At 66.2% G+C, this 14,527-nt stretch carries 14 protein-coding genes; 12 read left to right on the forward strand and 2 right to left on the reverse strand.

All coding sequences use genetic code 11. From position 1 onward, the window contains the following. Positions 1 to 31: 31 nt before the first annotated feature. From SCA01S_RS07040 to SCA01S_RS07095, 12 genes are read left to right on the forward strand one after another with little or no spacing between them, the layout of a single operon-like run. Positions 32 to 1,225 (forward strand): pyridoxal-phosphate-dependent aminotransferase family protein, encoded by a 1,194-nt coding sequence (locus SCA01S_RS07040; RefSeq protein WP_084390864.1) that lies wholly within the window; start codon positions 32 to 34, stop codon positions 1,223 to 1,225. Beyond that, on the forward strand, positions 1,222 to 2,118 hold the full coding sequence (gene puuE / locus SCA01S_RS07045; protein WP_062784354.1) for an allantoinase PuuE: 897 nt from the start codon (positions 1,222 to 1,224) through the stop codon (positions 2,116 to 2,118). Before SCA01S_RS07040 ends, puuE begins: the two co-directional genes overlap by 4 nt. Beyond that, positions 2,115 to 2,495 carry an oxalurate catabolism protein HpxZ gene (gene hpxZ / locus SCA01S_RS07050; RefSeq protein ID WP_062784356.1) on the forward strand — a complete coding sequence of 127 codons (381 nt, stop codon included), beginning with the start codon at positions 2,115 to 2,117 and terminating at the stop codon, positions 2,493 to 2,495. The genes puuE and hpxZ overlap by 4 nt, the downstream gene beginning before the upstream one ends. After that, on the forward strand, positions 2,492 to 2,932 hold the full coding sequence (gene uraD, locus SCA01S_RS07055) for a 2-oxo-4-hydroxy-4-carboxy-5-ureidoimidazoline decarboxylase (RefSeq protein WP_062784358.1): 441 nt from the start codon (positions 2,492 to 2,494) through the stop codon (positions 2,930 to 2,932). Before hpxZ ends, uraD begins: the two co-directional genes overlap by 4 nt. Beyond that, positions 2,929 to 4,383 (forward strand): NAD(P)-binding domain-containing protein, encoded by a 1,455-nt coding sequence (locus SCA01S_RS07060; RefSeq protein ID WP_062784360.1) that lies wholly within the window; start codon positions 2,929 to 2,931, stop codon positions 4,381 to 4,383. Before uraD ends, SCA01S_RS07060 begins: the two co-directional genes overlap by 4 nt. Further along, on the forward strand, positions 4,380 to 4,706 hold the full coding sequence (gene uraH / locus SCA01S_RS07065) for a hydroxyisourate hydrolase (protein WP_062784738.1): 327 nt from the start codon (positions 4,380 to 4,382) through the stop codon (positions 4,704 to 4,706). The genes SCA01S_RS07060 and uraH overlap by 4 nt, the downstream gene beginning before the upstream one ends. Before the next feature lies 1 nt (position 4,707). Continuing rightward, positions 4,708 to 6,144 (forward strand): xanthine dehydrogenase small subunit, encoded by a 1,437-nt coding sequence (gene xdhA / locus SCA01S_RS07070; RefSeq protein WP_062784362.1) that lies wholly within the window; start codon positions 4,708 to 4,710, stop codon positions 6,142 to 6,144. Further along, the gene (gene xdhB / locus SCA01S_RS07075) at positions 6,137 to 8,455 is read left to right on the forward strand and encodes a xanthine dehydrogenase molybdopterin binding subunit (protein ID WP_062784364.1); all 2,319 of its coding nucleotides are present in this window, start codon (positions 6,137 to 6,139) and stop codon (positions 8,453 to 8,455) included. The genes xdhA and xdhB overlap by 8 nt, the downstream gene beginning before the upstream one ends. Next, a complete protein-coding gene (xdhC, locus tag SCA01S_RS07080) occupies positions 8,452 to 9,405 on the forward strand; it encodes a xanthine dehydrogenase accessory protein XdhC (protein WP_062784366.1) in 954 nt (317 codons plus the stop codon). Before xdhB ends, xdhC begins: the two co-directional genes overlap by 4 nt. Further along, positions 9,398 to 10,720, forward strand: coding sequence for a guanine deaminase (gene guaD / locus SCA01S_RS07085; RefSeq protein WP_157088883.1), 1,323 nt, complete (start codon positions 9,398 to 9,400; stop codon positions 10,718 to 10,720). The genes xdhC and guaD overlap by 8 nt, the downstream gene beginning before the upstream one ends. Beyond that, entirely contained in the window at positions 10,713 to 11,729 is a 1,017-nt protein-coding gene (locus tag SCA01S_RS07090) for an adenosine deaminase (protein WP_062784368.1), read from the forward strand. The genes guaD and SCA01S_RS07090 overlap by 8 nt, the downstream gene beginning before the upstream one ends. Further along, positions 11,710 to 12,822, forward strand: coding sequence for a nucleoside hydrolase (locus SCA01S_RS07095; protein ID WP_084390841.1), 1,113 nt, complete (start codon positions 11,710 to 11,712; stop codon positions 12,820 to 12,822). Before SCA01S_RS07090 ends, SCA01S_RS07095 begins: the two co-directional genes overlap by 20 nt. Positions 12,823 to 12,837: 15 nt before the next feature. On the opposite strand, the gene SCA01S_RS07100 is transcribed toward SCA01S_RS07095, so the two are convergent. Both SCA01S_RS07100 and SCA01S_RS07105 read right to left on the reverse strand, forming a co-directional pair. Beyond that, positions 12,838 to 13,359, reverse strand: a complete 522-nt coding sequence (locus SCA01S_RS07100; protein ID WP_062784372.1) for a phosphoribosyltransferase — start codon at positions 13,357 to 13,359, stop codon at positions 12,838 to 12,840. A gap of 93 nt (positions 13,360 to 13,452) precedes the next feature. Further along, complete coding sequence (locus SCA01S_RS07105) at positions 13,453 to 14,370, reverse strand: LysR family transcriptional regulator (protein WP_062784374.1); 918 nt, start codon at positions 14,368 to 14,370, stop codon at positions 13,453 to 13,455. Between the last annotated feature and the right edge of the window lie 157 nt (positions 14,371 to 14,527).

Here is a 14,527-nt window from a genome sequence, read left to right on the forward strand (position 1 = left end):
TGGCGAAATCGACCCGCCGCAGCGCCTGTTGATGGGGCCTGGGCCGGTCAATGCCCACCCGCGCGTGTTGCGCGCGATGAGCGCCGATCTGCTGGGGCAGTTCGACCCGGAAATGACCGGCTACATGAACCAGGTCATGGCGCTCTATCGCCCGGTCTTCGGCACGCAGAACCGCTGGACGATGCTGATCGACGGGACCGCCCGTGCCGCGATCGAGGCATCGCTCGTCAGCCTGATCCAGCCCGGCGAAACCGCCTTGGTAATCAATTTTGGGCGCTTTGGCCTGCTCTTGCAGGAAATCCTGCTGCGAATTGGCGCGCGCTTCGAAACGGTGGACGCGCCCTGGGGCGAAGTCGTCCCGGCAGAGGCGATCCGCGCGGCAGCGAAACGGGTACAGCCGCGCCTGATCTGCACCGTGCATGGCGATACCTCAACCACCATGGCCCAGCCGCTGGACGATATCGGCGCGATCGCGCGCGAGGTGGATGCGCTGGTCTATGTCGATGCCACGGCCACGCTGGGCGGCATGGAGATTGCCGCCGATCGCTGGGGCGCCGACGTGATCACCGGTGGCCTGCAGAAATGCCTGGGCGGCCCATCGGGCAGTGCGCCGATCACCGTGTCCGATGCGGCGGCGCAGGCGATCTTTGCCCGCCGCCACGATGAAAAGGGCATCCGCGCTGCCAATGCGGTGGATGGCGCGGGGCCGCGCATCCCGTCGAACTATTTCGACCTGGCGATGATCATGGATTACTGGAGCGAAAAGCGCCTCAACCATCATACCGAGGCGACGACCATGCTGTATGGTGCCCGCGAATGTGCACGGGTGGCGCTGGGCGAGGGGCTCGACGCGCGCTTTGCCCGGCACAAGGCGGCGGGCGCCGCGATGAGCGCGGGCCTCCGCGCCATGGGCCTGACGCTGTTTGGCGACGACGCGCACCGCATGACCAACGTGACCGGCGTCTATATCCCGCAAGGCGTCGATGGCGAGGCGGTGCGCGCCATGATGCGCGAGCAGTTCGAGATCGAGATCGGCACTGCGTTCGGCCCGCTGATCGGCAAGATCTGGCGCTTGGGCGCGATGGGTTACAACGCCATGAAGCACAAGGTGCTGATCACCCTGGCGGCGCTGGAAGCCTGCCTTGCCGCCCAGGGCGTGGCCTTGCCGATGGGGGCGGCCGTGCCCGCAGCGCTCGCGGCCTGGGACGAGGTAATGGCGGCATGACGCGCGATCTGATCGGCCATGGCCCGGTGCCGCCAGCGGCCAACTGGCCCAGCGGCGCGCGCGTCGCGGTGAACTTTGTCATCAACTATGAAGAGGGCGCGGAAAACTGCGTGCTCAACGGGGATGCGCTGTCCGAAGGGTTCCTGTCAGACATGGTCGGCGCCGCGCGTCATCCCGGTCGGGCCATGGCAATGGAAAGCCTTTATGAATATGGCAGCCGAGCCGGGTTCTGGCGGCTGCACCGCCTGTTTGCCGAACGCGGCGTGCCGGTGACGGTGTTCGGCGTGGCGGCGGCCATGGCGATGAACCCGGCAGCGGTCGACGCCATGCTGAACGCCGGGTGGGAAGTGGCCAGCCACGGCTATCGCTGGATCGATTACCAGGACGTGGCGGCAGAGGTAGAGGCCGCGCACATCGCGCAGGCCATCGCCATTCATACCCAGCTGACCGGCAGCCGCCCGCTGGGCTGGTATCAGGGCCGCACCAGCCCCAACACCGCGCGCCTCGTCGCGCAGGAAGGCGGGTTTGTCTATGATGCCGACAGCTATGCCGACGACGTGCCCTATTGGGACGCCAGGCACGGCCGGGCGCAGCTGATCGTGCCCTACAGCCTTGATGCCAACGACATGAAGATGGTCGCGCTCAATGGTTTTACCGAGGGCGAGCAGTTCTTCCGCTATCTGCGCGATACCTATGACCAGCTTGCCGAAGAAGGTGGGCGGATGATGAGCGTGGGCCTGCATGGGCGCATTGCCGGGCGGCCGGGCCGGGCGCGGGCGGTGGCGCGGTTTGTCGATCATGTCATGGCCGATGGGCGCGCGTGGATCGCCACGCGGCTCGATATCGCCCGCCACTGGATCGCTACCCACCCTTATGTGGAGCAACCGGCATGACGATCAACGATCCCCTCCTGCTGGCCGAGGTGGAGGCTGCCTTTGCCGCCTATGAGCGCGCGCTGATGGCCGATGACATTCCGGCGATGGACGCGCTGTTTCACGATGCCCCCACCACCAACCGCTTTGGCGTGGGCGAAGTGCTCTATGGCATCGACGCGATCCGCGAGTTTCGCAAAGGGCGCGGCGGATCGCCGCAACGCCGCCTGGGGCGCGTGGCGATCACCGTCTATGGCGATGGTTTTGCCACAGCCGACGCCGAATTCTTTCGCGAAGGGTCTGAACGGCGCGGCCGGCAGAGCCAGGCCTGGGTCAAGTTTGCCGATGGCTGGAAAGTCGTGTCGGCCCATGTCAGCCTGGAAGGGAACAGCCATTGACCGCCCTGTTCGAGCATTCGCCCTGGGTTGAGGAACGCGCCGATGCCGCGCCAGCGTCGGGCGATCGCCATGCCGATCTGATGGCGGTGGTATATGCCGCCACGCGTGAAGAGCAGCTTGCCCTGATCCGCGCGCACCCCGAACTGGCCGGCAAGGCGGCGATCGATGGCACGCTCACGCAGGCTTCGGCCGCCGAGCAGGCCTCGGCCGGGCTCGACCGGCTGACCCCGGAGGAATTCGCCCGCTTCCACGCGCTCAACGCTGCCTATCGCGCCGCGCACGCCATGCCGTTCATCATCTGCGTGCGGCTAACCGACAAGGCCGGCATCCTGGCCGCTATGGCGGCGCGAACGCAGCACGACACCGATACCGAAATCGCCACGGCGCTTGCCGAAATCGGCAAGATCACCCGGCTCCGATTGGAGGACATGGCATGACCGACCTGCACGCGATCGATACCCAGGCGCTTGCCGCGCTGGAAGCCGAACTGGCACGCCAATTGGCGCTGGTCGATTGCTTCGGCCCGGACTGGACCCGCCCGCGCACGGCACCGCAGGGCCATGTCTATGACGTGGTGATCGTGGGCGGCGGGCAGAGCGGCCTGGCCACCGCGTTCGGGCTGCGGCGCGAGCGGATCAACAACATCCTGGTGCTCGACGAGAATCCGGAAGGGTTTGAAGGGCCATGGGAAACCTATGCCCGGATGATCACGCTGCGCACGCCCAAGGGGCTGACGCCGATCGATTATGGCATTCCGGCTTTGACGCCGCAGGCCTGGTTTAGCGCGTGTTTCGGCGCAGCGGCATGGGATGCGCTCGACAAGATCCCGCGCGGAGTGTGGATGGAATATCTGCGCTGGTATCGCCGCGTGCTCAACCTGCCGGTGCGCAACAGCGCCAAGGTCACGGGAATCACGCATGTGGGCGACGGCCTTTATAGCGTGGAACTGGGGGATGGAAGCACAGTGCTGGCCCGCAAGGTCGTGCTGGCCACCGGCATTCAGGGCGGCGGGGAATGGCACACGCCGGACATGATCCGGCAGAGCCTGCCGCGCCAGGCCTATGCCCACACCAGCGAGCCGATCGATTTTTCGCGTCTGCAGGGCAAGCGCATTGGCGTTCTAGGTGGCGGCGCCAGCGCGTTCGACAATGCCAACTGGGCGCTGGGCGAGGGCGTAGGCGAAGTCCACGTGTTCATGCGCCGCAGCGTTTTGCCGCGCATCAACCCGATCCGCTTCATGGAGCGTGTGGGCTTCACCGCGCGCTATCCCGCGCTGTCTGACGCCGAAAAGTATCGCGCGATGGCGGCATTCCTGTCGCACAACCAGCCGCCGACCAACGATACGTTCAACCGCGCGGCAAGCTGGCCGGGCTTTGCCCTGCATCTGGCCAGCCCGTGGGAAAGCGTCGCCTATGAAGACGGGCAGGTGATTGTGACGACGCCACACGATCGCTTTGCCTTCGACTTCGTGATCCTGTCGACAGGTCTCGTTTCAGACCCCCGCCTGCGGCCTGAACTGGCCGCACTGGCGCCGCACATCGCGCTATGGGGCGATGTCGTGGCCGTGCCCGACGGTGAGCGTAACCCGCTGATCGACGCGCATCCCTACCTCGGGCCTGCGTTCGAGTTCACCCCGCGCCACGCGGCCGATGCGCCGCTGCTGCACGGGCTGTTTGCATTCAACTATTCGGCGCTGATCAGCCTGGGGCTGTCCGCTTCGGCGCTGTCGGGGATGAAGAACGCGCTGCCCCGCCTGGTGCGTGGCATCGCCGACCAGCTGTTCCTGGACGACCGCGAGGAACTGCTCGCGCAATTCGTCGCCTATGACGAGGAAGAGTTCGTGGGCCAATGGCCACGCCCGGCCTCTGTGGCGGAGGCAGCGGCATGACGACGCTATCCACCCATGTGCTCGACACCACGAGCGGCCGCCCGGCGCAGGGGATGCGCGTGATGCTGTGGTCGGCAGACAGCCTGCTGGCCGAGGGCGAGACCGACGCTGATGGACGCCTGCGCGATTTTCCCGCGCTGGAGCAGGGCGCCTATACCCTGGCATTCCACGTCGCCGACTATTTCCGCGCGCAGGGCGCAGAACTGCCCGATCCGCCGTTTCTCGATGTCGTGCCGATCCATTTCGGGGTGAGCGTGCAAGGGCATTATCATGTACCCTTGCTGGCCTCGCCCTATGCCTATTCCACCTATCGGGGCAGCTGACATGGCGTTGCGCTTTGTCTGCGATGGTCAGTTGGTAGAGCTCGATGATGTCGCGCCCGGCGACACCGTGCTCGATTTCATGCGCGGGCGGGCCGGCAAGACCGGCACCAAGGAAGGGTGCGGCGAGGGTGATTGTGGCGCCTGCACCGTGCTGGTGGGCACGCCGCTGGCGCGCGAGGATCGGCTGATCTGGCGCGCGGTCAATGCCTGCATCCAGTTCCTGCCAATGCTGCATGGCAAGGCGGTGTTGACTGTGAACGGGCTCGGAACCGGACTCAACCCGTTGCAGCAGACCATGGCCTGCAACGGCGCATCGCAATGCGGGTTCTGCACGCCCGGCTTCGTCATGTCGCTCCATGGCCGCGCGATTGGCGCGGTGGGGGCAGACCTGCCGGTGGGCGACGTGCTGGCCGGAAACCTCTGCCGCTGCACCGGCTATGGACCGCTGCTGGACGCTGGCGCACAGCATGCGCAGTTGGCGCAGGACGATGCCGCGCTGCTCGCCCTGCTGCGCCAGGTGGCGGTAGCCGGGCCGGCTTGCGGCCAAGCGCGGCTGCCCGATGGCGGCACGGCGCGCTGGTTCATTCCCGACAGTGCCGATGCCCTTGCCACGCTGCTGGCACAATATCCCGAGGCGCGCATCGTCGCCGGTGCCACCGACGTGGGCCTGTGGGTGACCAAGAAGCTGATCGATCTCGAAACGGTGATTTTCGTGGGCGACGTCGCCGAACTCGGCACGATCGCGGAAACCGACCAGGGCCTGACGATCGGCGGCGCGGTGCGCTATGCCGATGCCCACGCGGCGCTGGCCCGGCTCAGTCCCGATCTGGGCGAACTGGTAAGGCGCATCGGCGGTTTGCAGGTGCGCAACGCCGGCACCATCGGCGGCAATATCGCCAATGGCTCACCGATCGGCGATGGCCCGCCAGCGCTGATCGCGCTAGGCGCCATGCTAACGCTGCGATCGGTGCGCGGGCGGCGGACCATGCCACTCGACGATTTCTTCATCGCCTATGGCCAGCAGGACCGCAGCCCCGACGAATTCGTCGAAAGCCTGTTCATTCCGCGCCCCGGCCCGCAGGATATCATACATATTTCCAAGCTTTCGAAACGCTTTGACAGCGACATCTCGGCCGTGTGCGGTGCCTTTTGCCTGCGCGTGGAACAGGGCGTGATCACCGCTGCGCGCGTGGCCTTTGGCGGCATGGCAGCCACCCCGCGCCGCGCACACCAGGCCGAGGCGACATTGACCGGCGCGCCCTTTGCGGCAGAGACGATCGCCGCTGCGGCCGAGGCGATCCGTAGCGATTTCGCGCCGCTGAGCGATGTGCGCGGCAGCGCGGCCTATCGGCTGGAAGCGGCCGGCAATCTGGTGTGGCGCCTGTGGCATCAGGCCCAGGGTTTGCCGGTCCGCGTGCAGGAGGTGGCCCATGGCTGACACTCTGACACGCCCACCCGCCGGCCCGGTAGTCGGCATGGGCCAGCGCCACGATAGCGCGCATCTGCACGTCGCGGGCCAAGCGCGCTATATCGATGACGAGCCGGAACTGCCCGGTCTGCTGCACCTGGCATTCGGCACATCGACCAAGGCCCGCGCACAGATCGTGGCGATGGACCTTGCCGCCGTGCGCGCGGCGCCGGGCGTAGTCGCGGTCTATACCGCCGGCGATATTCCCGGCGCGAACGACGTTTCGCCCGTGGCCGGGGACGATCGCCTGCTGGCGCAGGACGAGGTGGTATGGCTCGGCCAGCCGGTGTTCCTGGTCGCGGCAACCAGCCGCCGCGCGGCGCGCCAGGCCGCCCGCCTGGGCAAGATCACCTATGCCGCGCAAGAGCCGATCCTGACGGTGGAACAGGCGCGCGCGACGCAGAGCCTGATCGAGCCGACCCAGCGCATGGCGCGGGGCGATGCAGCAGCCGCGCTTGCCGCCGCGCCGCATCACCTGGCCGGGCAACTGACCATGGGCGGGCAGGATCACTTCTATCTCGAAGGGCAGATTGCGCTCGCCCGGCCACTCGAAGACGGCCAGATCCACGTGCTGTCGTCCACCCAGCATCCCAGCGAGGTGCAGCATCTTGTCGCCCACCTGCTCGGTCGGTCTTCGGCCGATGTCACGGTAGAGGTGCGGCGCATGGGCGGCGCGTTCGGGGGCAAGGAAAGCCAGGCCGCGCTCTATGCCGCCGCCGCTGCGCTCGTGGTGCATCACACCGGCCGCCCGGCCAAGTTTCGCGCCGATCGCGACGATGACATGGTCCAGACCGGCAAGCGCCACGATTTCGTGGTGGATTACGAGGTCGGCTTCGATGGCGAGGGGCAGATCGAAGGCCTGCAGTTGCGCCTTGCCTCGCGCTGCGGCGCCACGGTCGATCTCTCGCCGGCGATCAACGACCGCGCGATGTTCCATGCCGATAACTGCTATTTCCTGCCGGCGGTGGAAATCGTTTCGGAACGACTGAAGACCAACATGGTCTCGGCCACCGCGTTTCGCGGCTTTGGCGGGCCGCAGGGCATGCTGGCGATCGAGCGGGTGATGGATGCCGTTGCCGGGCACCTCGGCCGCGATCCTCTCGCGGTGCGTGTCGCCAATCTCTATGGCCCCGGGCGCGACGTGACGCCCTATGGCATGGTCGTGGCCGACAATATCGCGCCAGACCTGATCGCGCGGCTGCGGGCAGAGGCCGGGTATGACGAGCGGCAGGCGGCCGTTGCGCGGTTCAACGCCGCAAGCCCGATCCTCAAGAAAGGGCTCGCGCTCACCCCGGTGAAATTCGGGATCAGCTTTACGACCACCCACCTCAACCAGGCGGGCGCGCTGCTGCACGTCTATGCCGATGGCTCGATCCAGATCAACCATGGCGGCACCGAGATGGGCCAGGGCCTCTATACCAAGGTGGCGCAGGTGGTGGCGCAGGCCTTTGGTGTGGGGCTGGACCAGGTGCGGATCACCGCCACGCGCACTGACAAGGTGCCCAATACCTCGGCCACGGCGGCCTCTTCGGGGGCAGATCTCAACGGTATGGCCGCGCTCGATGCGGCGCAGACGATCCGTTGGCGGCTCGCCGAATTCTGCGCGCGGACCTTTGGCGGCGCGGCGCAAGACGTGGTCTTTGCCGATGGGCAGGTTAGCGCCGGCGGCGAGACGATCCCGTGGCCGGTGCTGTGCCGCCGCGCCCATATGGCGCGCATCTCGCTCTCGTCCACCGGCTTTTACGCCACACCGGATCTGCATTATGACCGCGCGGCACACCAGGGGCAGCCGTTCTATTACTTTGCCTATGGCGCGGCGCTGGTCGAAGTGGTGATCGATACGCTGACCGGCGAACACCGCGTGCTGGCCGCCGATATCCTGCACGATTGCGGACGATCGCTGAACCCGGCGATCGACAAGGGGCAGATCGAGGGCGGCTTCATCCAGGGGCAGGGCTGGCTGACCAGCGAGGAACTGGTCTGGAACGACGAGGGCGCGCTTTTGACGCATGCGCCGTCCACCTACAAGATCCCCACTGCCAACGACCGGCCCGTTCGCCTGACCGTGGCCCTGTGGGACGGCGCCAACCACCGGCCGACGATCCATCGCTCCAAAGCGGTGGGAGAGCCGCCGTTCATGCTGGCCAACGCCGTATTCTCCGCGCTGGGGGCCGCGATTGCCGCCTGCAACCCGGCGGCGGGCTGGCCCACGCTCGATGCCCCCGCTACGCCCGAACGCATCCTGGCCGCGCTGGCGCGGCAGCGGGGCACGGCATCATGATGTGGTGGGACATGGCGCGCGGCTGGGCGCAGGAAGAGCCGCTGGCGATGATCACCGTCCTGGCGTGCGAAGGATCGGCGCCGCGCGGGCCGGGCACGCGCATGCTGGTCAGCGCCACGCGCGCCTGGGGCACGATCGGCGGCGGCGCGCTGGAATTCCAGGCGCAGGAACAGGCGCGCCGCGTGCTCGAACTGCCGGCCGGCGCCTGGCGCATCCAGGATTATCCGCTCGGCCCGCTGCTGGGCCAATGCTGTGGCGGGCGGGTGCGGCTGCTGGTCGAACACCTCGACGCGCAGGGCCTGGCGCCCTTGCAGGGCATGGCCGAGGGCGCGCTGCTGGTCAGCCATTTCGGCGCCGGACGGATTGACCGGCACTGGATCGCCGAAGGCCAACCCACCGCGCTTTCCGCGCGGGGCGAGCGGCCCACAGCCGGCACTCGCATCCTCGAGGCAGTGGGGCAGTGGCGGCGGCCGGTCTATCTGTTTGGTGCAGGCCACGTCGGCCAGGCGATTGCGCGGCACGTGGCCGGCCTGCCGTTGCGGCTGTGCTGGTTCGATACCCGGCCGATGTTCGAAAGCCTGGACGGTGTCACCATCGTGCCGGAAGACACGATCGCCACCTGCGTGACCGAGGCACCGGCGGAGGCGGCGATCGTGATCCTGACGCATGACCATGCGCTCGACTATCAGTTGACCCGCGCCGCGCTGCAGCGCCAGGCGCGTGGCTATGTCGGCCTGATCGGCTCGGCCACCAAGCGGGCGCGCTTCGTGTCGCGTCTCCAAGCCGAAGGCCTGGATGCAACCACGCCCGGCCGGCTCACCTGCCCGATCGGCATGAGCGGTATCACCGGCAAGGAGCCGGACGTGATCGCGATTGCGGTCTTGGCACAGCTTCTTCAATTGCCGCAGGAAGCGGCAGAAAAGAAAGAGAAAGTTTCGATCCTTGGGTAACCTGCGCGCCTTTCGTGGCGAAGTCCTGAGCGTGGGCGATGATCCGCTGCACGCGCCCGATGCCGTCGCCTACCACGCCGATGGCCTGTTGGTGGTGGAAGACGGGATCATCGTCGCACGCGGCGATCATGCCAGGTTGGCTGCGCGTTTTGCCGATGTGCCGGTGACGCCGATCGCAGGCCTGATCGTGCCCGGCTTCATCGATGCCCATGTGCACTATCCGCAAATGGATCGCATCGCATCGCACGGCGAACAGCTGCTCGATTGGCTGGAGCGGCACATCTTCCCCGCCGAAAAAGCCTTTGCCGATCGGGCGCATGCCGATGCCCTGGCCACGGTGTTCCTCGACGAACTGCTGCGCCATGGCACGACATCGGCGCTGGTCTTCCCCACCGTCCACGAAGGTTCGGTCGATGCGCTGTTCGAAGCAGCGCTGGCCCGCAAGATGCGCGTGGCGTCGGGCAAAGTGCTGATGGACCTCGGGCCCGATGGCCTCAAAGACACCGTGGAAAGTGCCCGCCACGAAACCGAGGCGCTGATTGCGCGCTGGGCGGGCCGGGGGCGCTTGTCCTATGCCATCACCCCGCGCTTTGCGCTGACCTCGTCCGACGCGCAACTCGCCATGGCCGGCGCGCTCCTCGCCGCGCATCCCGATGTGCTGCTCCACACCCATCTGGCGGAAAACCGCCACGAGTGCGCGGCGGTGGCAGCCCGCTTTCCCCATGCCAGCGATTACCTCGACGTGTATGACCGCTTTGGCCTGGTGGGCGAACGCAGCGTGTTTGCCCACGGCATCCACCTGTCAGACGCCATGTGCACGCGCCTGGCGCAAAGCGGGGCGGGCATTGCCGTTTGCCCATCCTCCAACCTGTTCCTGGGATCGGGCTTCTTTCATTTTGGCCAGGCAGACCGGCACGGGGTAAAGCTGGGCCTGGGCACCGATATTGGCGCCGGCACCAGTTTTTCCATGCTCTACACCCAGGGGCAGGCCTATCAGGCGGCCTTGGCGCGCGAAGAACGGCTCGATCCGTTCCGGGCGCTCTACCTTGCCACGGCGGGCAGCGCGCGGCTGCTGCATATTGCTGACAAGGTGGGCGCCCTGGCGGTGGGGCAAGAGGCAGATTTCGTGGTGCTGGATGCGGCAGCAACCCCGTTGCTGGCACGGCGCTGCGCCGGGGCGAGCCTGGCTGAGCGGCTCTTTGCCATGCAGATCCTGGGGGATGACAGGGTGGTTGCGCAAACCTGGATCATGGGCGAATGCGCGTGGGACAAGCGCGCCGCCCCCGCGCGCCAGGAAGGAGCATTGTGTGGTTGATCTTGAAGCCTTTGTGCGCGGCCTGCCAAAGGCGGAACTGCACCTGCACATCGAAGGCAGCCTTGAACCGGAACTGATGTTCGCCCTGGCCAAGCGCAATGGCATCGCGCTGCCCTATCCCAGTGTTGAGGCAGTGCGCGCGGCCTATGCCTTTTCCAACCTCCAGGATTTCCTCGATATCTATTACGCCGGCGCGGGCGTGTTGCAGACCCGGCAGGATTTCCACGATCTGGCCATGGCCTATTTCGATCGCGCGGCCGCCGATGGCGTACGCCATGCCGAAATCATGTTCGATCCGCAGACCCATACCGATCGCGGCGTGCCCTTTGCCGAAGTGATCGAAGGCCTGCTTTCGGCCAAGGCCGAGGCGCAGGCCCGCCATGGCATGACCAGCGCGCTGATCATGAGTTTCCTGCGCCATCTCTCGCAAGATGCGGCCTTTGCCACGCTGGCCATGGCCGAACCCTGGCTGGACCAGATCACGGCCGTAGGGCTTGATTCCTCGGAAGTGGGGCATCCCCCGCGCAAGTTCGAGCAGGTCTTTGCCGCCGCTGCCGCCAAGGGCCTCAAGCGCGTGGCCCATGCAGGGGAAGAAGGCCCGCCGGCCTATGTGCACGAAGCGCTGGACCTTTTGCATGTCGACCGTATCGATCACGGCAACCGCGCGCTGGAAGACGAAGGCCTGGTCGCCCGCCTGGCCGCGCAGGGCATGACGCTGACGGTGTGCCCGCTGTCGAACCACAAGCTGTGCGTCGTGGAAGACCTGGCTGATCATCCGCTCGATCGCATGCTGGCCCTGGGCCTTGCGGCCACGGTCAATTCCGATGATCCGGCCTATTTTGGCGGTTACGTGGTCGACAACTACCTCGCCGTGGCGCGGGCGCGCGGCCTGTCGAATGAACAACTGACGCAGCTGGCGCGCAACAGCTTTGCTGGGTCATTCCTGCCGCAAGAAGTGATTGCCGGCCATATCAAGGATATCGATGCCTATGCTGTTGCAGCGCATTAAGCAGGGCGCGGCGCGCCTTTTGGCAGCAAGCGTGCTGCTGCTGGTGGCCAGCGCCGCCCACGCCGCGCCGGAGCGCCGCAAAGTGATCATCGACGATGATGGCTTTGGCCTGATGCAGGTCATGCTGCTGTCAGCGCCCGATGTGGAGGTGCTGGGCCTGACCACGGTGTCTGGCAATGCCTGGGCCAACCGCGTGACGGCGCAGGCATTGCGCGGGCTGGAATGGATTGGCCGCACCGATGTGCCGGTGGTGGCGGGCGCCACGTTTCCGCTGCTCAATTCCGAGGTAGCGACCGAGCGATGGGAGCAGACGCACGGGCCGCTGGTGTTCAAGGGCGCGTTCATGAAGCGCTGGGTAGAAGATACGCAGCAAACGCCGCCGCCCTATCACGGCCCGTTCGATGCCGTGGACCTGCCCGGCGGCAACCCCAAAACCCATGCCACCGACGAGATCGCCGCCAATTTCCTGATCCGCATGGTGCACAAGTATCCCGGCCAGATCACGATCGTTGCCTGCGGGCCGATGACCAACCTGGCCCTGGCGCAACGGCTCGATCCCGCCTTTGCCGGCCTGGCCAAGGAACTGGTCTACATGGGCGGCAGCCTTGCCCCGCGCCAGGTGCTGAACAACCGCGCGGCGGCCGATTTCGCCCGTGAGTTCGTCAACAATCCGCGGCGCGAGTTCAACATCCGCTTCGATCCCGAAGCGGCCAGCATCATGGCGCGATCGCCCTGGCGCAAGATCACCATGGTGCCGGTCGATCCGTCGACGGCGACGCAATTGAGCCCGGCCCTGATCGCCAGGCTGGGCCAGGCTGCGCGCCCAGGTGTCGATCGCTTCATCAAGCAGTTGGAGCCGGGCTTTCCGCTGTGGGATGAAATCGCTGCCGCCGTCTGGCTCGATCCCGCCGTGGTTGCCACGCACCGCCGGCTGTGGATCGATTTCGAAAGCCAGCAAGGCGCCGGCTATGGCGACACGTTGAGTTGGGACGAAGCCTATCATCCCGGCCTGGGTGAACAGGCGCAGGACGTGGTGCTGGCGATCGACGTGCCGAAAATGGAAACGATGCTGGCGCGCCTGGTGGGCAAGTAGACCAGGCGGCCGAGGTCAGGCCAGGCGCTCGGGCACTTCGTTGGCCTGGCCGGTGAGGGTTTCGGTGGTCGCGACCGCTTCCCACGGGAACACGAACCAGCGCTTGTCGGTGGTGCGATCGATCGTCTGCACCGCATAGTCGACCGTTTCCTGCGACACCGCGTTGTTGATCATCACGGCAAAACGCAGATTGTCTTCCACCGTGTCGTGCGCGCGGAGCAGGCGGCGGACCTGGGCAATGGTGCGGCCGGAATCGTTGATGTCATCGATGATCAGGATGCGCTGGCCGGCCTTGGTCATCGTGGCCAGTTTGACCAGAAGTTCGTCGGCAAAGCCGGGAACCTTGGCGGACTGGTCGATCGACAGCATCGGCACGTTGAGAATCTGGCTCATGTAAACCGCCGGTACCAGGCCGCCGCGGCCGATGCCGACGACGAAATCCGGCTTCCAGTCACCCGTGCCCACGGTTTGCGACAGCGTACGCACGATCGCCAGGAAATCCTCATAGGCGATGTAATCGAAAACCGGCTGGGTCATGGCGCATGTCCGCGTGGAAAGGGGAAGGTCTGGTGGCGGATGCCTGCCGATGCGGCGGCCCCCGATTCGAAGAAGCCGCCCTTACAGGCTTGCTCAACTCGGGTCCATATAGTCCAGCGCGGCAAAGCTGTTCTGGATTTCCTGCAGCACGACATCGGCGGCATAAGACGTTGCGCGGGAGGTAGCCGTACACAGCGCCAGCGTCATCGGCTTGAGCACCGGATCGGTGAGCGGCACGAACGCCAACTGGCCGGCGCGCACTTCGTTGGCGACGTCGAGCGAGGTCAACAGGCCGATGCCGACCCCTTCGAGCACCAGAGAGGTGATCATCTGGATATTGTCCGACGAAGACTTGCGATCCAGCGGCATCTTCGATGTTCCGGCCAGCACCTGGACCTGCTGGGCCACCGCGAGTGGCGGGGCGGGCAGGATCATCGGCATGCCGGCGCAGGCGGAAAACCGGGCGGAACCTTGCCGCGCAAACGGGTGATCGGCCGGCACGACAAAACCCAGGCGGATATTGGCATAGGCCAGCACGGTGAGATCGCGAAACGTCTGCGGATCAAAGCAGATGCCGAAATCCACCTCGCCACTGGCGATCGCCCCGCGAATATGTTCGTTGGCCATGACCCGCACATCCACCGAAATGCCGGGATAGCGGTTCTGGATCGTGCGGAGGCGCGCGGGGATATAGCCCTTGGTCAGCGCGTCCATGATCGCCAGCGTCACATGCCCGCGCTTGAGCCCGCGCAGATCCTCGATCTGGGCGCGCACCTCGCTCAGTCCCTTTTGCCAGCGGGCGCCGGCCGCCATGACAATTTCACCCGCTGCCGTCAGGCGCAGGCCGGTGGGCAGGCGCTCGAACAGCGGCATGCCCAATTCCGCCTCGGCATTGAGGATCTGGCGGTCGATGGCCGAGGCCGAGACATTGAGCTCGTCGGCCGCCTTGCGGATCGAACCGAGCCGACCAACGGTCATGAAATAGCGCAGGAAGCGGGAAAACGCTGGCATCTAGGGCTCTCTAATTTTTGCAACGCTCTGTCAAATTCATTGTGATTGATTGCAACACACTATGTCCTTTAGCAAGTTCCAGACACAAAATATCATTCAGGGAACGTGTTTTGGGGCGTATCACGGCAAGACTCTCCGGCAGGCCGGCCGGGGGCAG

It is taken from the genome of Novosphingobium capsulatum NBRC 12533, from assembly GCF_001598375.1.
GTDB classification, from domain to species: Bacteria; Pseudomonadota; Alphaproteobacteria; order Sphingomonadales; family Sphingomonadaceae; genus Novosphingobium; species Novosphingobium capsulatum.